The 19,741-nt window shown below is 50.7% G+C and carries 18 protein-coding genes; 10 read left to right on the top strand and 8 right to left on the bottom strand.

The annotated features are described in order from the left end of the window. Positions 1–242 precede the first annotated feature (242 nt). Positions 243–1,898: an FAD-binding dehydrogenase gene (locus tag DEF47_RS21085; RefSeq protein ID WP_012189273.1), complete on the top strand. Its 1,656-nt coding sequence runs from the start codon at positions 243–245 to the stop codon at positions 1,896–1,898. Between the two features lie 54 nt (positions 1,899–1,952). Here the strand turns inward: DEF47_RS21085 and DEF47_RS21080 are convergent, their stop codons facing one another. From DEF47_RS21080 to DEF47_RS21070, 3 genes are all read right to left on the bottom strand, one after another. Beyond that, complete coding sequence (locus DEF47_RS21080; RefSeq protein ID WP_012189274.1) at positions 1,953–2,915, bottom strand: NAD(P)-dependent alcohol dehydrogenase; 963 nt, start codon at positions 2,913–2,915, stop codon at positions 1,953–1,955. A gap of 256 nt (positions 2,916–3,171) precedes the next feature. Beyond that, positions 3,172–3,915 carry a DUF4386 domain-containing protein gene (locus DEF47_RS21075; protein WP_012189275.1) on the bottom strand — a complete coding sequence of 248 codons (744 nt, stop codon included), beginning with the start codon at positions 3,913–3,915 and terminating at the stop codon, positions 3,172–3,174. A gap of 103 nt (positions 3,916–4,018) precedes the next feature. Beyond that, the gene (locus DEF47_RS21070; protein ID WP_287045328.1) at positions 4,019–6,625 is read right to left on the bottom strand and encodes a winged helix-turn-helix domain-containing protein; all 2,607 of its coding nucleotides are present in this window, start codon (positions 6,623–6,625) and stop codon (positions 4,019–4,021) included. A gap of 134 nt (positions 6,626–6,759) precedes the next feature. Between DEF47_RS21070 and DEF47_RS21065 the strand changes: the two genes are divergently transcribed. Next, a complete protein-coding gene (locus DEF47_RS21065) occupies positions 6,760–7,227 on the top strand; it encodes a hypothetical protein (protein WP_012189277.1) in 468 nt (155 codons plus the stop codon). A gap of 8 nt (positions 7,228–7,235) precedes the next feature. Here DEF47_RS21065 and DEF47_RS21060 read toward each other — a convergent pair whose 3' ends face one another. Further along, entirely contained in the window at positions 7,236–7,730 is a 495-nt protein-coding gene (locus tag DEF47_RS21060) for a hypothetical protein (protein ID WP_012189278.1), read from the bottom strand. A 241-nt stretch (positions 7,731–7,971) separates the two neighbouring features. Between DEF47_RS21060 and DEF47_RS21055 the strand changes: the two genes are divergently transcribed. After that, the gene (locus DEF47_RS21055) at positions 7,972–8,394 is read left to right on the top strand and encodes a DUF4345 domain-containing protein (RefSeq protein WP_012189279.1); all 423 of its coding nucleotides are present in this window, start codon (positions 7,972–7,974) and stop codon (positions 8,392–8,394) included. 86 nt (positions 8,395–8,480) lie between these two features. Here the strand turns inward: DEF47_RS21055 and DEF47_RS21050 are convergent, their stop codons facing one another. Genes DEF47_RS21050 through DEF47_RS21040 form a run of 3 tightly spaced genes read right to left on the bottom strand, consistent with a single transcriptional unit; the run spans position 8,481 to position 11,881 of the window. Continuing rightward, a complete protein-coding gene (locus DEF47_RS21050) occupies positions 8,481–9,260 on the bottom strand; it encodes a succinate dehydrogenase/fumarate reductase iron-sulfur subunit (protein WP_012189280.1) in 780 nt (259 codons plus the stop codon). A 16-nt stretch (positions 9,261–9,276) separates the two neighbouring features. Beyond that, complete coding sequence (locus DEF47_RS21045) at positions 9,277–11,190, bottom strand: fumarate reductase/succinate dehydrogenase flavoprotein subunit (protein ID WP_012189281.1); 1,914 nt, start codon at positions 11,188–11,190, stop codon at positions 9,277–9,279. Between the two features lie 19 nt (positions 11,191–11,209). Continuing rightward, positions 11,210–11,881 carry a succinate dehydrogenase cytochrome b subunit gene (locus DEF47_RS21040; RefSeq protein ID WP_012189282.1) on the bottom strand — a complete coding sequence of 224 codons (672 nt, stop codon included), beginning with the start codon at positions 11,879–11,881 and terminating at the stop codon, positions 11,210–11,212. A 588-nt stretch (positions 11,882–12,469) separates the two neighbouring features. Here DEF47_RS21040 and DEF47_RS21035 point away from each other — a divergent pair. From DEF47_RS21035 to DEF47_RS21010, 6 genes are read left to right on the top strand one after another with little or no spacing between them, the layout of a single operon-like run. Beyond that, on the top strand, positions 12,470–13,513 hold the full coding sequence (locus DEF47_RS21035) for a FecCD family ABC transporter permease (protein ID WP_012189283.1): 1,044 nt from the start codon (positions 12,470–12,472) through the stop codon (positions 13,511–13,513). After that, positions 13,510–14,565 (top strand): FecCD family ABC transporter permease, encoded by a 1,056-nt coding sequence (locus tag DEF47_RS21030; RefSeq protein ID WP_012189284.1) that lies wholly within the window; start codon positions 13,510–13,512, stop codon positions 14,563–14,565. The genes DEF47_RS21035 and DEF47_RS21030 overlap by 4 nt, the downstream gene beginning before the upstream one ends. Further along, entirely contained in the window at positions 14,549–15,403 is an 855-nt protein-coding gene (locus DEF47_RS21025; protein WP_012189285.1) for an ABC transporter ATP-binding protein, read from the top strand. Before DEF47_RS21030 ends, DEF47_RS21025 begins: the two co-directional genes overlap by 17 nt. 17 nt (positions 15,404–15,420) lie before the next feature. Continuing rightward, entirely contained in the window at positions 15,421–16,512 is a 1,092-nt protein-coding gene (locus DEF47_RS21020) for an ABC transporter substrate-binding protein (protein ID WP_012189286.1), read from the top strand. A gap of 59 nt (positions 16,513–16,571) precedes the next feature. Further along, entirely contained in the window at positions 16,572–17,630 is a 1,059-nt protein-coding gene (locus DEF47_RS21015; protein ID WP_012189287.1) for an ABC transporter substrate-binding protein, read from the top strand. Positions 17,631–17,662: 32 nt separating this feature from the next. Further along, complete coding sequence (locus DEF47_RS21010; RefSeq protein ID WP_012189288.1) at positions 17,663–18,475, top strand: ferric iron reductase; 813 nt, start codon at positions 17,663–17,665, stop codon at positions 18,473–18,475. Between the two features lie 136 nt (positions 18,476–18,611). Here DEF47_RS21010 and DEF47_RS21005 read toward each other — a convergent pair whose 3' ends face one another. Beyond that, the gene (locus DEF47_RS21005; protein ID WP_012189289.1) at positions 18,612–19,031 is read right to left on the bottom strand and encodes an organic hydroperoxide resistance protein; all 420 of its coding nucleotides are present in this window, start codon (positions 19,029–19,031) and stop codon (positions 18,612–18,614) included. Between the two features lie 123 nt (positions 19,032–19,154). On the opposite strand from DEF47_RS21005, the gene DEF47_RS21000 reads away from it, so the two are divergent. After that, positions 19,155–19,604, top strand: coding sequence for a MarR family winged helix-turn-helix transcriptional regulator (locus DEF47_RS21000; protein ID WP_012189290.1), 450 nt, complete (start codon positions 19,155–19,157; stop codon positions 19,602–19,604). Positions 19,605–19,741 lie beyond the last annotated feature (137 nt).

Genomic DNA, 19,741 nt, shown 5'->3' with positions numbered 1-19,741 from the left:
TGCACCGCACAAACAGGGTTCGCTAGCACTATCAAGCATTTGGTGATATCTTTTGGTTTGACTTAACAATTAACTAGCCAATTACCATCAGCATTTACTAGAATACCTTCGAGCGGTTGGCTTGAGGGTATTTCTTGTTTAGCCATTCACTCAAACCGCGAAGCTTGGCCAAATTTGAGCATAGTAGTGCCCAAAATCGCGTATAATCAACCAAATACCTAATGCAGCAGAATGGAGCACCCATGCACTATGATGCCGATGTGGTCATTGTTGGAGCAGGTTTGGCAGGGCTGGTGGCCGCTGCTGAGCTAGCCGATGCCGGCAAAAAGGTGATCTTGGTTGATCAAGAATCCGAGCAAAATCTTGGTGGTCAAGCATTTTGGTCGTTTGGTGGTTTATTTCTCGTCGATTCCCCAGAACAACGTCGCCTCAAAATCAAAGATTCCTATGAATTAGCGTTACAAGATTGGCTAGGAACTGCCGCGTTTGATCGGCCTGAAGATTATTGGCCGCGCAAGTGGGCTGAGGCGTATTTGGCCTTTGCTGCTGGCGAAAAACGCCAATGGCTCTATGATCAAGGGATGCGCTTTTTTCCTGTGGTTGGCTGGGCTGAACGTGGTGGCTATGGGGCAATTGGCCATGGCAATTCGGTGCCACGCTTTCATATTACGTGGGGCACTGGCCCAGGTGTCGTTGCACCATTCGAGCGCCGCGTGCGAGCTGCCGCCCAAAAAGGTTTGATCACGCTTAAATTTCGCCATCGGGTCAATCAATTATTGCTCAATGGCGGGGCAATCGCGGGCATCGAGGGCGATATTTTGGAGCCAAGCAGCCTGCCACGCGGTGCACCAAGCTCGCGCAAGGTCGTCGGCAGCTTCACATTTCATGCACAAGCCGTAATTGTAACTTCAGGCGGTATCGGCGCAAACCACGATTTAGTACGCAAAAATTGGCCTGAACGGCTGGGCCAAGCTCCCAAAACCATGGTTGCTGGTGTGCCCGATTATGTTGATGGCCGCATGCTGGCAATTACCGAGGCTGCTGGTGGCACGATTATCAACCCTGATCGGATGTGGCATTATACCGAGGGCTTGCAAAATTGGAAGCCAATCTGGACTAACCATGGGATTCGGATTTTGCCCGGGCCATCGTCGATGTGGTTCGATGCGCTTGGTCAGCGATTACCAGTGCCACTTTTCCCTGGCTTCGATAGCCTTGGCACACTCAAACATTTGATGCACACTGGCTACGACTATAGCTGGTTTATTCTGACTCAAAAAATTATCGAAAAAGAATTTGCGCTCTCTGGATCGGAGCAAAACCCCGATTTGACCAACAAAAGCGTACGCCAAGTGCTCGGTCGGGTCTTACCGGGCGCAACTCCGCCAGTCGAAGCATTCAAACGCCATGGAGCCGATTTTGTTGTGCGCGATAATTTGGCCGATTTGATCAAAGGTATGAATGCCCTGACCGCAGAGCCATTGCTGGACGCGGCGGCGATTGAGCGCGAAATTCAGGCACGCGACCGCGAAATGACCAACCCATTTACCAAAGATATGCAAATTACGGCTTTGCGCGGTGCTCGTAACTACATCGGCGACAAATTGATTCGGGTTGCCAAACCGCACAAAATTTTAGATCGCAGCGCTGGGCCATTGATTGCGGTGCGTTTGAATATTCTGACCCGCAAAAGCTTAGGTGGCCTGCAAACCGATCTTTCGGCACGGGTGATTGGCCAAGATGGACAGCCGATCAGCGGTTTATATGCTGCTGGTGAGGTAGCAGGCTTTGGCGGCGGTGGCATGCATGGCTATCGTTCGCTCGAAGGCACTTTCCTTGGGGGCTGCATTTTCTCTGGGCGCACCGCCGGAAGGGCAGCGGCTGAGGCTTTAGCTTAATTATTTGAGCGGCTTCGATCAAAAACTTGAAGCCGCTCAAATTCAGCTGATCATTTAAAGCACATTAATCACTATTTTACCCTGAGCATGGCCAGCCCCAAGGTAGCGCAGTGCTTCAGCTGCCTCGGGCAAGCGGTAACAACGATCAATGACGGGCTTAAGTTGGCCTGACTCTAACAACTGTTGAAGCTTCAATAAGGTCGTATGGCGAATCGGCGCAACCCCCAGAAATTGCAACGTCTTGCTAGTTCCTAGCGATAGTATGCGGCCTAAAGCGACCGCTTGCAGAATTTGCGGTAAAGCACCGCCAATTGCAATATATCGGCCAGTCGGCGTAAGCGCTTTACGATAGGTGAAAATCGATTGATAGCCATTGACTCCAAGTATCAGATCATAACGTTGACGATGCTGGCGCAAATCCTCACGGCTATAATCAATCCAATGGCTGGCTCCGCTCGCTTGGGCAATGTCAGCATTGCGCGAACTACAGACCGCAGTTACTTCAGCGCCATAGGCTTTGGCAATTTGGATGGCAAAGCTGCCAACCGCCCCCGAAGCGCCATTGATCAACACCCGCTGCCCAGCTTGGATCTTGCCCAAATCGCTCAGAGCGTAGATTGCGGTGAATGCTGCCACAGGAGTTGCCGCTGCTGCCTCAAATGCAACATTCGCAGGTTTCAAGACCAGCTGATCTTCGGTTGCACATACATATTCCGCTAACGAGCCTTGAGCTGTGCCAAAAACTGCATCACCAGGCTTAAATTTAGTTACCTGCGGGCCAACCGCCTCAACCCAGCCAGCGAGATCTAAGCCAAGCGAGTTGATTTTTGGCTTGTGCAAAGCTCCATTCAACATGCGAATCATGATTGGCCCAGTCATTTGATTCCAATCGAGGGTATTAATTGAAGCTGAATGGACTTTGATCAATACGTGATTAGCTTGAAGCGAAGGGCGTTCAACCTCACGTAATTGGAGTACGTTTGGGTTGCCATATTCATAAAAAAGCATTGCTTTCATCGAAATTCCTATATTTGCTAGCTGCAATAGTTCATATGATAAAGGGTGGAATGCCCCTCGCTCGCCGCAGTGGGAGACTTACAAGGGTAGGTTGTTAACAATGATTTGGATGGGATTTACCGCCGATTGGCATGCCCTCACCCCCTGACTCCCTCTCCCGCACGCGAGGCGAGGGGGAATCCCTCGATCATGATCCTTGGAACGCCCCTCGCCCGCCGCAGTGGGAGAGGGGTTGGGGGTGAGGGAACTTACCAACCTATCCTTCAACCTTGACACCTTTGATCAGCAGCCAAAGGCAAATTGAGGCTTCGCCCAGAAATGAGGGAATTTGGATGAAGGGAAAAAGACTGGCAGCAATATGGGGAGCAAGGATGCTGATAAAGCAATTGATCACATAAGCTGCGCCCCCAAGCGCCAACAATACCCCAACGAAGCGCGGCAAAATCCGTGAGCGTAGAATTAACATGCCAGCAGTTAAGCAATAACAGCCGACAAAGGCCAAACTCAGGTTAAAGCCGGTTGTTTCCAATTCGAGGGTGCTGGCGGCATGCAAATACAGTTGTTCTGTTGGCATTCCGTTGGCATAACGGGTACTTTGCAACAAAATTAATGGCTCAAAGTGGTTGAGCAAATTGACACTCTCGATCGCCACGGCCACCAGAATAAAAAACAACACCATTCGTGCTAAGCTCTGGTTCGCCCGCCGAAACAGATCATAGAAAATCGCTGCCAAGGGAATATTGCACAAGGCAATAATTAAATGTACTGCCAAACCCATACGATAGAGGCTCGGCTGGGTTTGAATATTGAGGGCCGTTGCTGCCGCATCATTGACCACAATCAGGGCGGCTGGTACAAACCCCACCGCAAACAGGCCACCAATGATAATTAACAGGTAGATTGCGCCAGCCATGCGCGATTTAAAACGCAGTCCAGCCAAATCTGGTTGAGGTTGCTCGGCAGTGTGTGGAAGGCTGATTCGTCCAGTTTGAAGTTTCATTGTTGTCTCCATCAAGCGATAATTGCTTGGGCCAGCATAGCCGATGGAGCAGCAACAACTCATAGCTCTAAAGAACTATTGGAAAGGACTAATCAGTAAATCTTTACAATATGGCAAGCTCTTGGGCTTTGGCCACCGCCAAAGTGCGATTATTAACGCTGAGTTTGCCATAAATATTGCGCACATGGGCTTTGACCGTATACAGCGAAAGATACAATTGATCAGCAATCGCCTGATTCGAAAGCCCAGCAGCAATCAAACCCAATACCTCAAGCTCGCGCTCACTTAATGGCTCGATCAGCGCAACTTGAGCGCTTGGCATCAATGGCATTTGCCCAAAGGCGGCTAAAATTTGGCGAGCATAAGCATTACCCAACCCACGCCCAATCAACTCGCGCAATAGCTGTTTCAACTCTGGCCCTTCATCAATAAAAATTCTTATCAAGCCACCTGGTTCAGCCATGGCCAAAGCCGCTTGTAATGTACGAAGTGCAGGCGCTTTTTGGCCTTGTTGTTGCTGGGCTACGGCCTGCAAAATCAAGCCATGCAGCTGTTGATCAAGCCAGCCCTTGGCTTGAAATTGCTCGATCAAGGGTTGTAGTAATTCCAAAGCCGCCGCCGCATTGGCCTGAGCGAGCAAAACTTTCGCCTGAATTAATGGGGAATCAATTGTTTGGGCTAATTCGGCGGCGGCCTGAAGCTCTGCTTGCGCCAACAGCACGCCAATCTGGGTCGTGATAATCTCTGGAAGCCGCTGAGTAAAGTTCTGTTGACGCACCGTTTGGGCCAGTTGCCCCAGCTTGGTCGCAGCCTGTTCGTTGGCTCTCCGCGCCAGTTGCAAGCGCACCAACCAAATTTCGCAAATAATCGAACGATCAATCAAGCGGTCGTATTGCTGGGCTAAATCAAGGCTTTGTTGGGCATAACGCTCAGCGGCATCTAGCTGATTCCATTGATAATAAATTCGCGCTAAACCTAAGTAGGCTTCGTAGATAATTTGCAGCGGTTGCTCGCCCGCCAATGCAAGAATTTGCTGGTAGGTTGCAGCGGCTTGATACAGTTGATTTTCTGATTCTTGCAGCTGGCCCAGACCAATCGTTGCCAAAATTCGGATAAAGCTGCTACCCGATGCTTGGGCCAAACTAACAGATTTGGTCAGGGCTTGGCGTGCCGCCGCCCGATCGCCATGAGCCAAATAGCCAAAGCCCAACGTCCAGTAGGCCGAGGTCAGCGAAAACACATTATCAGCGGCCAAATATTCTAATGCTCGCTGCGATTGCGCCAGCGTTGACGCGAATTGGTATTGAGCCAACAACAAAATTGCCCGCGATGCTGCAATCTGGCCAATTAAGTTGCGCGTTTGATGATCATCTGGGAAGCTTTGGAGCGCGGCTTCGGCAGCAGCAAGTTTTTCGGCAACACCGGAGGTTTGGCCAAGCATCAACATCAACGACGCATGCCGCCACCACAACGAGGGCTGCTGCTCAAAAACACTTTTTGGCACAGTTGCCAACCAATCGAGCAAGGTTGTGACCGTACCGCGAAAGTGTAACGAAATCTGCTGCTGATCAATCAAGCGTTCGATATGCGCAACATCATTGGCAGCGGCGGCATGGCGAAAGGCCTCAATCCCAAATCCATGAGCCTCGTACCAATGACTGGCTCGTCGATGCAACTCAGGCAGATCATGGCCTAATGAGCTAATCGCCAAGCGCTGGCGCAGCAAATCGGCAAATAAATGGTGATAGCGATACCAATGGCGTTCATGATCGAGCGGCACGATAAACAGATTGGCACGTTCAAGATAGGCTAAAGTTGCCGCGCCCGAAGCAGGAGCAGCAGCCAAAACTGCCTCACACAACGAGCCACACATCCGATCAAGCAGCGAAGTAACCAACAAAAATGTCTGGATCTCGGCAGGTTGTTGCTGTAATACCTCTTCAAGCAAATAATCCAATACAAACCGATGATTGCCAGTAAAGCCATCAATCAGCGGGCTTGATGCTTGCTGGCCTTGCATGGAAATTGCCGCCAATTGCAAGCCAGTAATCCAGCCTTCAGTTTGATCGGTAAGGGCTTGGCTTGCTGATGCTAAAAGATCTAATTCCATTGTTTGGCTGAGAAATTGGTGGGCTTCCGCGACCGTGAAGCGTAAATCGGCCACGCGCAGTTCAGTTAATTGATGGCGTGCTCGAAGCCGTGCCAAGGGCAGATCAGGCTCCTCGCGGGTAATAACAACGATTTGCAATTGGGGTGGCAAGCGTTCAAGCAGCAAGCGCATGGCCTCAGCAATTGGTTTGGCCGTCAGCCAATGGTAATCATCAAGCACTAAAATCGATTGTTGCTCAATTGTCGCCAGCTGATTCAGCAGCAAGAACAAGATGGTTTCAGTTGAGGGCAATTCTGGGGCTTGTAACCGCTGAATAATTTCTAAGCCAAATGTTGGCTCAATTGTTTGTAAGGCTGCGACAAGATACACCAAAAACCGCGCCAGATCATTATCGTTTTGATCAAGCGTCAGCCAGGCGACAGGCTGCTTGCAATTCGCAATCCACTGACTTACAAGCATCGTTTTGCCAAAGCCAGCCGGAGCCGACACCACCGTTAAACGCCGATCATGACGTTCTTTCAAGCGTTCGAGCAGCTGCGAACGCACGACACCATTCAAACGCGGAACTGGAATATAGCATTTAGTCGTTAATATTGGCATCACCATGGCCTTAATTATAAAGCAAACCGTTCAGGTCAGCCTCGCAAACCAGTGCGTTTGCTATAATCAGACGCAATCTGAGCGCTTATTTTGTAGATGGCGCTAGCTAAGATTTAATAGTTGTGGGAGCATTTATGGTGAAGGTGTCAATCGTGCAGCCAGCTAATAGCACTGGCGAATTACTGGCTGACTATGATCGTTCAAGTAAAATCATTTCAGTCTACAATCCGCTACCACGGCAATGGGCATATACGATTAATGTTGATCATCAATTAACCATTGATCTTGATGCCCAAGGTTGGGTGGCAAATATTGATCTGTTTGCTAAACCGCGCTTAAATCATACAATCGTTGTCCCGTACAATGCTAAGCGTGGGGCAATTCAATGTGCCATTCCACAATCAGGCGAGCGATTTATCCCAAACCCAATCGTTGTTGAAACTGATCAAGCACGTCGATTAATTCGTATAAGCCTTGATCCAACCAACGATCCTGAGCAAGGGCAATGGCTCAAAACCTCAGAGCAGGTCTATTTGCAGATCAACGCTGATCTACTTCGTACAATTGTGATCGATTTTGGAACAAAAGGACTATGGGATTGAGCTTATACTCATTCGTTACGTTGCCAATCTGGCACAGCTAAAGCAAGCCCAATCTGTAAACAAGGTCGATAAAATGGCTCAAGTGGCAATTGCTGAGCGATAAAGCTCGTTAATTGTTGAGCGCAATGCAACGCAATTGCTTGTGTTTGGCTAGGCCAGCCATTTGTTGGTGGCACAATCTCAAACTCGGGATATTGGTTGCACTCGCTTAAGCGACCAATCCTCGTTACTGGGCCACCAAACCCATGGGGGCAACCAAACGCTGTTTGATTGGCAGGGGTAACATGACACCACCACGAAAGGGCTGAAATTGCGATCCCCTGTTCTGCACATCGTTGGATGATAGTTGGGGCTTGATTGTACGTCACAATCAACTCGCTGAAACCACTGTTTGCGGCATAGATTTCAAACTCGGTCATAAGTTTTTGAAGCGCGGCCTGATGCGTTTCGGCAACAGCTTCGAGTGCTGCATAATAGTGCTTGGGGAAAAGTTTTAGGTTCAAGTGACGACTCCCTCATTAAGTTGTCCCTCATTATATGACTGGTCAAAGATACTTGATCAGGCTTGAGGATGGTTAAATGAGTAGAATTCACGATTTTGAACAACCCCACAGTCCTGAATTACAGTTCTTGGACCCAAACTTCGATAAAATGAACAAGTATGAATCAGGCTTGCAGTTAACCCTACGTCAACGTGTAGTGTGATTACTTACCCACATTTCAGTTTGATTTAGGAGCGTACTGATGCAACGAATAAGCGTAGTTGGCTTAAAAATCGTGTTGGTCTTGGTTGGATTAATGAGTTTGTATATTAGCCTTGATTTTGGGCTGGGTGGCTTTGAAACGCTTGGTTGGCAGGGCGCACCGCCACACGTTGCCGAGCCTGGAAATCTGCGGTATGCCGTCCATGATAGTCATTTTCGCTTTTTGGCGGGAGTTTTTGGGACGCTTGGTGTGAGCATTCTGCTGGCTGTGCGCGATTTGGCTAAATATAGCTTGCTATTACAAACCATTTTTACGGCTTTTATCGTTGGCGGCGTGCTCCGGTTCAGCGCCAACAATCATGAGATATTGTTGAGTGGCGAATTATTGCTAGCGCTGATTGCCGAAATTGGCTTAATGCTGGGGTTGCACTGGTGGCTGCATCAAGCCTTAAAAATCAAGTAGCTCTATCGCCACACTGCGGCTAACCAAAATGGGGATTGAGCTAGTGCTAGCTCGATCCCCGTTTACCGTCAATCGATCCCTAGATCCTACGCCCCACCAGTTTTGCCAGAGCCAGCGTTGTTGCCTTCACGCAGCTTGGCCCGAATGAGGTCGCGGTTCATCTTAGCGATAAACTGAATGCTAATTTCCTTGGGGCAGGCTGCTTGGCATTCGGCATAGTTGGTACAATTGCCAAAGCCTTCAGCATCCATTTGGGCTACCATATTGATCACCCGTTGGTCTTTTTCTGGCTCGCCTTGGGGTAGCAAGTTCAGGTGCGAGACCTTGGCGGCGGTGAACAACATCGCCGAGCCGTTGGGACATGCAGCGACACATGCGCCACAGCCAATACAGGCCGCTGCATCCATCGCCAAATCAGAAATTTCTTTGGAAATTGGAATCGCGTTGCCATCTGGTGGTGAGCCAGTGCCAACCGAGATAAAGCCGCCAGCGGCGATAATTCGGTCGAGAGCTGCGCGATCAACGGCCAAGTCTTTGATTACAGGGAAGGGTTCGGCCCGCCATGGCTCAATATACACTTCGTCGCCATCTTTGAATGAGCGCATGTGCAATTGGCAGGTGGTGGTTGCCCGCTGTGGCCCGTGGGGAATCCCGTTGATCACCATCGAACAGGCACCGCAAATGCCTTCGCGGCAGTCATGATCGAACGCTACAGGATCTTCGCCCTTGGTGATCAACTCTTGGTTGAGCACATCGAGCATTTCGAGAAATGACATATCAGGGCTAACATGGTTGGCATCGTAGCTAACCATTTTGCCCGCTGTTTTGGCGTTATCTTGTCGCCAAATGTGCAATTTTAATTTCATTGAAGCACCTCAGCGATTACTTGTACGAACGAGTTGAAAGGTGAACGTTTTCAAATTCGAGAACTTCTTTGTGCATGGTTGGTTTGGTGCCAACGCCCTTGTATTCCCAAGCAGCCACAAAGGTAAAGTTCTCGTCGTCGCGTTTGGCCTCGCCATCCTCGGTTTGGCTTTCGGTGCGGAAGTGACCGCCACACGATTCGGTGCGCATCAGCGCATCGTGGCACATCAATTCAGCAAATTCGAGGAAGTCGGCCACACGTCCGGCTTTTTCCAACTCTTGGTTGAAGTATTCGCCGCTGCCTGGCACGCGCAAATCGCGCCAGAATTCTTCGCGGATCTGGGGAATGCGCTCTAAGGCGGTGCGCAACCCAGCATCATTCCGCGCCATGCCACAGTAATCCCACATCACTTTGCCAAGCTCGCGATGGAAATCATCAACACTGCGCTTGCCATTGATTTCGAGCAATTGCTTGAGCCGTGTGGTTACTTCGCGCTCGGTTTCGGCAAAAGCTGGGTGATCGGTGCTAACTGGGGCTAATTTGGCGCTAGCAATGTAATCGCCAATTGTGTAGGGCAGAATGAAGTAGCCATCGGCCAAACCTTGCATCAAGGCACTGGCCCCAAGTCGGTTGGCTCCGTGGTCGGAGAAGTTGGCTTCGCCCAAAACGTGCAAGCCTTCAACATTGCTCATCAAGTTGTAATCAACCCACAAGCCGCCCATGGTATAGTGCACGGCGGGATAAATCCGCATTGGCACTTCGTAAGGATTTTCGCCAGTGATGCGTTCGTACATCTCGAACAAGTTGCCATAACGTTCGGCAATCATATTTTTGCCTAAGCGCTTGATCGAATCGCTGAAGTCGAGATAGACACCCAAGCCGCCTGGGCCTACGCCACGGCCTTCATCACACACCTCTTTGGCTGCGCGTGAAGAAATATCGCGTGGCGAGAGGTTGCCGAACGAAGGATATTTGCGTTCGAGATAATAATCGCGTTCGCTTTCGGGTATATCCTTGGCGGCGCGATTATCGCCAGCTTTCTTGGGAACCCAAATCCGTCCGTCGTTACGCAACGATTCACTCATCAAGGTTAATTTTGATTGGTGATCGCCAGCAACCGGGATACAGGTTGGGTGAATTTGGGTAAAGCAGGGGTTGGCGAAGGCTGCACCACGTTTGTAGGCGCGATAGCTGGCAGTAACGTTACAACCTTTAGCATTGGTTGAAAGGTAGAAGACGTTGCCATAACCGCCTGTTGCCAAAACCACTGCATCGCCTGCGTGACGTTCGATCTTGCCGTTGATCAAATCGCGGGTGATAATCCCACGGGCTTTGCCATCGACCAAAACAATATCCAACATTTCGCAACGTGAATACATGGCGACTTTTTTCAAGCCAATTTGGCGTTCGAGCGCTGAATATGCGCCGATCAACAATTGTTGGCCAGTTTGACCACGGGCATAGAACGTGCGCGAAACTTGTGCGCCACCAAACGAACGGTTAGCCATTACGCCGCCATACTCGCGGGCGAACGGCACACCTTGGGCCACACATTGGTCAATAATGTTAACGCTGACTTGCGCCAACCGATACACATTACCTTCACGTGCCCGATAATCGCCACCTTTGATCGTATCGTAGAACAAACGGCGAACACTATCACCGTCGTTTTGATAATTCTTGGCAGCGTTGATGCCACCTTGCGCCGCGATACTGTGGGCGCGACGGGGGCTATCTTGGAAGCAGAAACACTTCACGTTATAGCCAAGCTCAGCCAATGAAGCAGCAGCAGAAGCGCCTGCCAAGCCCGAGCCAACCACCAAAACGGTGTATTTGCGCTTATTGGCGGGGTTAACCAACTTCACATTGAAGCGGTGCTGATCCCATTTATCTTCCAGCGGCCCTGCTGGAATTTTAGCGTTCAATTGCATAATGCGTCACCTATTTGTACTAGATTGGCTTTAGGAAACCAACTAAGACCGCAATTGGAATCGAAATATTTCCCAAAAACAACAAGGTGCCAATGCCGAGCGCAGCATTACGCAGCAACCGATTGAACCGGCGGTTGTTTAAGCCCAAGGTTTGGAACAAGCTCCAAACCCCGTGAGCCATGTGCAAGCCAAGTGAGAGCATCGCCACAATATAAAAGAGCGAAACCCAAATGTTTTGGAAGCCATAGACCACGTTATTGTAAACATTGTGGACATCAAACGGCTGTGGCCCACCAGGCGCTTTACCAATTGTAAAGTGCAAAATGTGGTAGACGATAAACAACAGCAGAATGATCCCGCCATAGCGCATGGTGCGGCTGGCGAAGGTCGATTCGACATGCTGTTTTTTGACGTAGCGTTGAGGTCGTGATTTGCGGTTTTCAATCGTCAATTGCACGGCAGCGATGATGTGCAAAATGACTGCGGTAAGCAGTACAACCCGCACAACCACCAGCAACTCGCCAGTGCTCTTCAGAAATGCCGCATACTTGTTTAATGCTTCGGCTCCCAAATAAATTTGAAGATTGCCAAGCATATGTCCAATGACGAAGCCCACGCCAATCAGACCCGTCACGGCCATCACGACCTTCTTTCCGATGGATGTTCGGTAGAAAGAAAGTACCCCAGTCATTACTGACTCCTTTATCTGTTCCGACGTGGCATGTTTACCTTTTATATTATCGCTTAAAACTCGCTTTAGGTGAAACACCTGCTGCGCTTGGGTGAAGCTTTATCCACATGGCTTCCACACAGGGTGTAAAGCCTTCTTAGCTGCTTTTAATCTTACGCTATTGTCACGAGTAAAAACAACGATTTAGGCCTTTTGAATGCGCTAAATCACTGGTTTATGTTCTAGGGCTGGCTACCAATCGCCATCGGCCATCCGTAGCGCTCAAGTAGTCGGATTGTAACCAAATGAGCGGGTTTTTGGCGCTAAATGCTGTAATAAAGACGGTTAACATAGAGTAAACTGTTTTTACTCGCGACTTATTCCAGTGATTGATTTGACAAATGCCATGAAGCGACTATACTTACCCGCAATAAAGACAATAAACACTGATTAAATTGTCTTTATTGGTTCAGTTTTGTCACAACCAAACTGAACATTGCGGCGAAGTTTACTCAAACCGTTTAAGCAATAGGCAATTTTCCGAGCCAAGCAGCACGGCGTTGGTCGTTTTATTGCGCTTAAAAACGGTTGATCGACGGAGTTACTAACGTGGCGGTTACCATTGCCCAACCAGCATCACAGCCCAAACCAAAACGTCGCGCCGCTGCGGCTTTAGCAATTGGCCTGCTTGTAGCATTCGGCCTCTTGCTGGTGATTATGACCCTGAGTATTAATTTTGGGGCAGCCGATGTTGCTCCCAGCACGGTCTGGGCCTCGTTATTTGATTATGACCCCAGCTCAACCCAACACCTGATTATTCGCACCTTGCGCATGCCACGGGTTTTGGTGGCAGCAATTGTCGGGGCAATTTTGGCCTTGGCCGGGGCGATTATGCAGGGCTTGACCCGCAACCCACTGGCCGATGCAGGCTTGTTGGGCATCGAAAGCGGCGCAGCCTTGGGCGTGGTCTTAGCAATCACCTTCTTCGATATCAAAACCCTCAATTTGTATTCGATTTTTGCCTTTGCTGGTGCAGCCGTAACAGCGGTGCTGGTGTATAGCCTTGGCTCTTTGGGGCGCGGCGGGCCAACGCCACTCAAATTGACTTTGGCTGGCGCGATGATCACGGCTTTCTGTTCCTCGTTTACCAGCGCCATCCTGATTCTCGACCAACAAACGCTTGATGAAGTGCGGCTTTGGTTGGCTGGCACGGTGGCGGGTCGCGATTTAGGCTTAATCGGCCAAAGCCTGCCCTACGTTGTGGTTGGCATGATATTAGCCTTGAGCCTTGGCCGTTCGCTGACCGCAATGTCATTGGGCGAGGATGTGGCTCGTGGCTTAGGCCAACGCACTGGCTGGGTCAAAACTATTGCGGCAATTGCCGTAATTTTGTTGGCTGGCAGTGCGGTGGCGTTGGCTGGGCCGATTGGCTTTTTGGGCTTGTTGGTTCCACACATTATGCGCTTTATCGTCGGCCTCGATTATCGCTGGCTCTTGCCCTATTGCGCAATTGGCGGCGCGTTACTGCTCGTGGTGGCCGACATCATTGGGCGGGTGATTGTGCGCCCGATGGAAGTTCCGGTTGGTGTAGTAACCGCGCTACTCGGCGGCCCAATGTTTATCTACCTTGTACGCTGGCGGGTGCAACGATGAACACTTTTCCATGGATTACGATTCGCCCTAAGTTTGGCAAGTTTTCGCTGCGAATCGACCGCCGTTTGCCCAAGGTTGCGCTGATTATCGCGCTGCTGGTGATGGCAATTATGGTGGTCAACATGGGCGTTGGTCAATATGAAATTAGCCCGCTCGATGTAGTTAAAACCTTGCTCGGCATGGAAACTGGCGATCCGCAGCATGTGCTGATTGTGCGCACCCTGCGCTTGCCACGCATGCTGCTTTCGGCTTTGGTTGGTTTGGCGCTGGGCACGTCGGGCGCATTGTTGCAAGGCTTGACCCGCAATCCCTTGGCCGACCCCAGCATTATGGGCATCAACACGGGCGCTGGCCTAGTGGCAGTGGTATTGACAATTTTGGTACGCGATTTTCCAGCGCGTTGGATTCCAGTCGCGGCCTTTGCTGGGGCGCTAGTCGCAGCAGTCTTGATGTATGTCTTGGCTTGGCGCAAGGGTGGCGATTCGCCGATGCGCTTGGTGTTAATTGGGGTTGGCTTGAGTGCGGTTGGTTCCGCTGTCACAACCCTCGTGATCACGATTGGCAATATTTACGATGTGCAACGCGCTATGATCTGGCTGACGGGCAGCGTTTATGGCCGCTCGTGGGTCGATTTTTGGGCCTTTGCGCCGTGGGTTGCGCTTGCTGTGCCGTTAGCCTGGTTTCAAGCTCGCCAACTCAATAGCCTGCATCTTGGTGAAGATGTGGCCTTGGGCTTAGGTGTCAATGTTGGTCGCCAACGCGCTTGGATTTTATTCATAGCCGTGGCCTTGGCTGGTGCCAGCGTCGCCGTAGCGGGTGTGATCAGCTTTGTGGGCTTGATTGCGCCGCACGTTGCGCGACGGTTGGTTGGTACCGATCACACTGGGCTTGTGCCAACCGCAGGTATGCTTGGCGCGTTGCTGCTAGTCGCTTCCGACTGGATTGGCCGCACGATTGCCGCGCCCAACGAAATTCCTTGTGGCTTGGTCACCGCTGTGATTGGCGTACCGTTCTTTTTGGCAATGCTCTACCAACATGCCCGAACAAAGTGAGGATGTGATGTTAGCGACCGATACATTAACCTTGGGCTACGACGGCCCCAACATTCTCGATCAGTTGTCGATCACGCTGCCTGCTGGGCAGATCACCGCTTTGATTGGCCCCAATGGTTGTGGTAAATCAACCTTATTGCGTGGTTTGGCTCGCTTGATTAAGCCCAAGCATGGTTCAGTTGTGCTTGATGGCCACGATATTCAGCGTATCCCGACCCGTCAATTGGCAACCCAACTGGGCATTTTGCCGCAAAATCCGGTTGCGCCCGAAGGCTTGACCGTGCGTGAGTTGGTGGCGCAAGGTCGTTATCCCCATCAACGTTGGTTTCAGCAATGGTCGGCGACTGATGAAACAGCTGTTCGCTCGGCGCTTGAAATCACCAATATGGTTGAGCTCGCCGATCGGGCGGTCGATGCCCTGTCGGGCGGCCAACGCCAACGGGCTTGGATTGCCATGACCCTTGCCCAAGAAACCGATATTATCCTGCTTGACGAGCCAACCACCTTTTTGGATTTGGCGCATCAAGTCGAAGTCTTACAGCTTTTAGAACAGCTTAATCGTCAATCAGGCCGCACGATTGTGATGGTAGTGCATGATTTAAACCATGCCACACGCCATGCTGATCATGTGATTGCGCTGCGGGCTGGCGTTGTGCAAGCCGCCGGAGCGCCGCGCGATGTAATTACACCGTCGTTATTACGCACTGTGTTTGGCATCGAAGCTGAAGTTATCCCCGATCCGCGCAGCGGAGTGCCATTGTGCATTCCCTATGGTTTATGTGCTGCGGAAGCATCAGATTCTCTCTTGCATGCGGATGCTGTTGGCAACCGCGCTTAACTCTAGGAGTAACCTCAATGGTTCGTTTTACCCGTTTACTCTCGTGTGGCTTGCTACTGACGGTGTTAGCAGCCTGTGGCGGTGCCGCCAGCACCCCAACTAGCGCCCCAGCAGCGACCGCGACCACAGCTCCAACCGAGGCTGCTGCCGCTACGGCCACAACCGCGCCAACCGAAGCCGCCGTGGTCGAAGCAACTGCCACCGCTGCTAGCGATACAACGACTACTTCTGGCAATCGCACCTTCACCCATGCCTTGGGCGAAATCAGCATCCCCAATGTTCCGCAACGGGTGATCGCCCTTGATTGGATGTATTTGGAAGATGTGTTGGCCTTGGGTGTGCAACCAGTCGGTGCGATCGACTTAGAAAATTACCCCAAGTGGGTCGATTTGCCGTTGACAATTGATCCCAGTGTCGTTTCAATCGGCGCAAATCCAGCACCCGATTTTGAATCAATTGCTGCTTTGAAGCCTGACCTGATTTTGGTTGGCTCGTTGCGGGGCGAAACGATTTACGATCAATTGAATGCCATCGCCCCAACCATGATGTTCAATCCCTATTTGAAAGAGGGCGAAGGCCAGCCATACGACGAAATGACCACGACGTTCAGCACAATTGCCGCAGTGTTGGGCAAAGAAACCGAAGGCGCAGCCGTGTTGAGCAAAATGGAACAAACCTTTGCTGATTCCAAAGCACAACTGGCAGCAGCTGGTTTGGCCGATGCTAACGTGTTGGTGGCGCAAACCTATGCCAGCAACAACGCTGCTGAAGTGCGTTTGTTCACCGATAACGCCGCCGTCATGGAAATTATCAAGCGTTTGGGCTTGAAAAACGCTTGGTCAGACCCAACCTATCAAGTTTGGGGCTTCTCATCGGTTGGCACTGAAGCGTTGGCTCAGTTTGGTGATGTGCATATGCTTTACATAACCGAAGAAGATAATGATCCCTTCCAGAGCGCCGCGATCAAGCCCTATTGGGATAGCTTGGAGTTTGTCAAAGCTGGCCAAGCACATACCTTGGATAGCCAAACTTGGACCTTTGGTGGCCCAATTGCCGCCGAAGTGTTTGCCCAACGGGTCACCGAAGCGCTCTTGTCGGAAAGCAACTAAGCATTTTTTAGCGTTGGCCGTTTGAGCGTTCCAAGCGGCTAGCAGAATAGATAAGCACAATGCAACGATTTTTGGCATTAATTGGCTTGGTCAGCATCTTGACTGCCTGTGGTTCATCGGCAGCAACCCAAGCACCGACAACCGCCCCAACTACCGCAGCCGCCGCAACCGCGACGACGGCCAGCGAACCAACCGCTGCTGCAACCGAAGCCGCCGCTGAAGCAACCACCGCTCCGGCTGATAGCGCCGCTGGCACACGCACAATCAAGCACGTTTTGGGCGAAACCACGATCACTGGCACGCCGCAACGAGTGGTTGTGCTCGAATGGGTTTACGTCGAAAACTTGTTGGCCTTGGGCGTGCAACCAGTTGGCGTTGCTGATATCGAAGCTTACAACACATGGGTCGATGTTCCAGTTGAATTGGGTCCAGATGCAACCGATGTGGGGACGCGTGGCGAAGCTAATCTCGAAACGATTGCTTCACTCAAGCCCGATTTGATCATCACGCTCAAATATGATGCTGATAAAAACTATCCCCAATACAGTGCAATTGCCCCAACCTTGGTGTTCAATCCCTATCCTGAATCAGGCGATCAATATGCTGAAATGATCGACACCTTCAACACGATTGCTGATGTATTGGGCAAAACCGAAGAAGCCAAAGCTGTGTTGAGCAAGATGGAGCAAACCTACGCTGATGCCAAGCAAACCTTGGCAACCGCTGGCTTTGAAAATGCGCCATATGTTTTGGCCCAAGCTTATACCTCAAACAACGCCGCTGAAATTCGTTTGTTCACCGACAACTCGATGATTGCCAAATTGATCGCCAAAACTGGCCTCAAAAATGGCTGGACTGATAGCGCGTTCCAAGTTTATGGTTTCTCGACTGTTAGCAGCGAAGTGCTGGCTCAACTTGGCGATGTGCACTTTATGTATGTTGTAGCCAATGATGACAACCCATTTGCTAGCGGCACGGTCAAGCCTTTCTGGGATAGCCTTGAGTTTGTCAAAAAAGGCCAAGCTTACCCCTTGGGTGGCGACGTTTGGTTCTTTGGTGGCCCTTTGTCAGCCGAAGTCTTGGCCCAACGAGTGGTCAAAAGCTTAACCAAACAATAATTAATCAGCGTTGATTGATAGAGGATGTGTGTATGAGCGTAGGAAGTAGCCCACTTGCCCAAAGCCTGGAACGCGCCGCGACCTTAGATCAATACTTGGTTGCGCGGATTGCCGAACCAAACGAGCCAGATTGGTTGCCTGCGACATCATTGACCGATCCTGCGACGCTAAGCACCATTTTGGAAGGCTTTGCGGCCTCGCGCAAGCTAGCTAAGCGTCGCTTGACAGGCTCGTTCTTTATTAGTTCGTATGTTTGGTATTTGGCTGGGGCAGCGATTGCCAGCTTACTAATCGATCAACGGATTCCCGACCTTGATCGAGCGAATGTGCTGGCACGTTTTCCTAGCAACGGCAATGCCGATCAGGCCGCAATCGCCTTTGCTTCGCAACGGTTTTTCGGCTTAGCTGGCGATCAAAGCCAAGCTGGCGCAACCGTCGTTGCAGATAAAGCTAGCTTGCGCGAACAATTACGCCAGCAATTCGAGCAGCATCTTGAGCCAGTGGTGCAATTGGTCGCTGATCAATCAGGTTTAGGCCAGCGTGCCCAGTGGAACATCATTGCCGATCGCTGTGCTGGCATTTTCTTGCGAGTTGGACAGCGACTTGATCAAGTTGCTGCTGCTTGTGAAGAAGGCTTGGCCTTTGTTGGAGCCAAAGGTTCGGCCATGAAGGCCAGTAAAACTGGGTATATTGAGCTGAATACTGCGAGCGATGCGAGTGCGACGTTTCTTCAGCGTGGTGGTTGCTGTTTGTACTACCAAGTTGAAGGTGGCCGTAACTGCAACGATTGCCCGCTATTACCCACTGCCGAGCGCTTGCAACGCATGGCGGGGTTAAGCAACTAAACCCCAAGTTGAACACAGAGGTGCAGAGAATTGATTGATTCTCTGCGCCTCTGTGTTAATGCTATTTAATTACTTATGATCTTTACGCTCTTTGTGATTGCAAACATACTAGCCCCGGATCTCTAACCCCTGAACCCTACTTTACGATCAACTCAACCTCGATATTGCCACGGGTTGCGTTGCTATATGGGCAAACTGTATGCGCTTTTTCAACCAAGGCTAAGGCCGTTTCGCGTTCGACTTTGGGTAAATCGATGGTCAAAGTTACGGCTAGACCATAGCCACCTTGGGCATTGGCCCCAAGGCTGACCGTGCCAGTCACGCTTGAATCAGTTGGATCGGCTTTGGCATGCTTGGCAACCAAACTCAAGGCGCTATGAAAACAGGCAGCATAGCCAGCAGCAAACAACTGCTCAGGGTTGGTCGCGCCACCTGGCCCACCTAATTCCTTGGGCGAGGCCAAATCAAGGGTTAAGCTGCCATCAGGCGCGGTTACTTGGCCAGTGCGTCCGCCGGTGGCTGTCATGGTGGTCGTATATAAGGTTTTAAGTGCCATATCATCAATCTCCAAAAATACACTAGATTTATATTGATAGCAATTATATTGCACGCAATATAATTTGTCAAGAGCTAATTTTCGTGCTAGGGTGATTTAGGTAACATAAACAGGAGGCTAGCCATGGATTTAGCAGAGCAAGGTTTATTATTGGAGCAGCAATTGTGCTTTGATGTCTATGCAGCCTCACGGGCGATCAACAAGGCCTATCGACCACTTTTGGAAGCCTTGAGTTTGACCTACCCCCAATATTTGGTGATGTTGGTGTTGTGGGAGCATGAGGCCCAGACCGTCAAGCAGCTTGGCGAACAATTGCAACTGGATTCGGGTACGCTCTCGCCATTGCTCAAACGGCTGGAAAGTGCGGGGTTTTTGCAACGCCAACGCCGTGCCAGCGACGAGCGCGAAGTCGAAATTCAATTAACTGAGGCAGGCCGCGCCTTGCGCCAACAGGCCAGCAATGTTCCAGCCTCAATTTTTCAGGCGATTGGGTTAAGTGCTGCTGAATATCTGCAACTTAAGCATTTGCTGCGCCAAGTGATGACTTCAGTTGAAGCAAATTACCCTGATTAAGGCTGGTTAGTTTGTTCAAAACGACTATTTCGAGCTTATCTTGGCACGGTTGATAACCAAAAATTGTACTTTAGGGGGTGCAGGGGGATGAAAATACCCTGCGTTCCCCGCCTTGAGGCGGGGCGGAGGGGTGGTGA

This window comes from Herpetosiphon sp., assembly GCF_003512625.1.
Classification (GTDB): domain Bacteria; phylum Chloroflexota; class Chloroflexia; order Chloroflexales; family Herpetosiphonaceae; genus Herpetosiphon; species Herpetosiphon aurantiacus.
The sequence above is the reverse complement of the archived record's forward strand: the minus strand, read 5'-3'. Positions and strand labels throughout refer to the sequence as shown.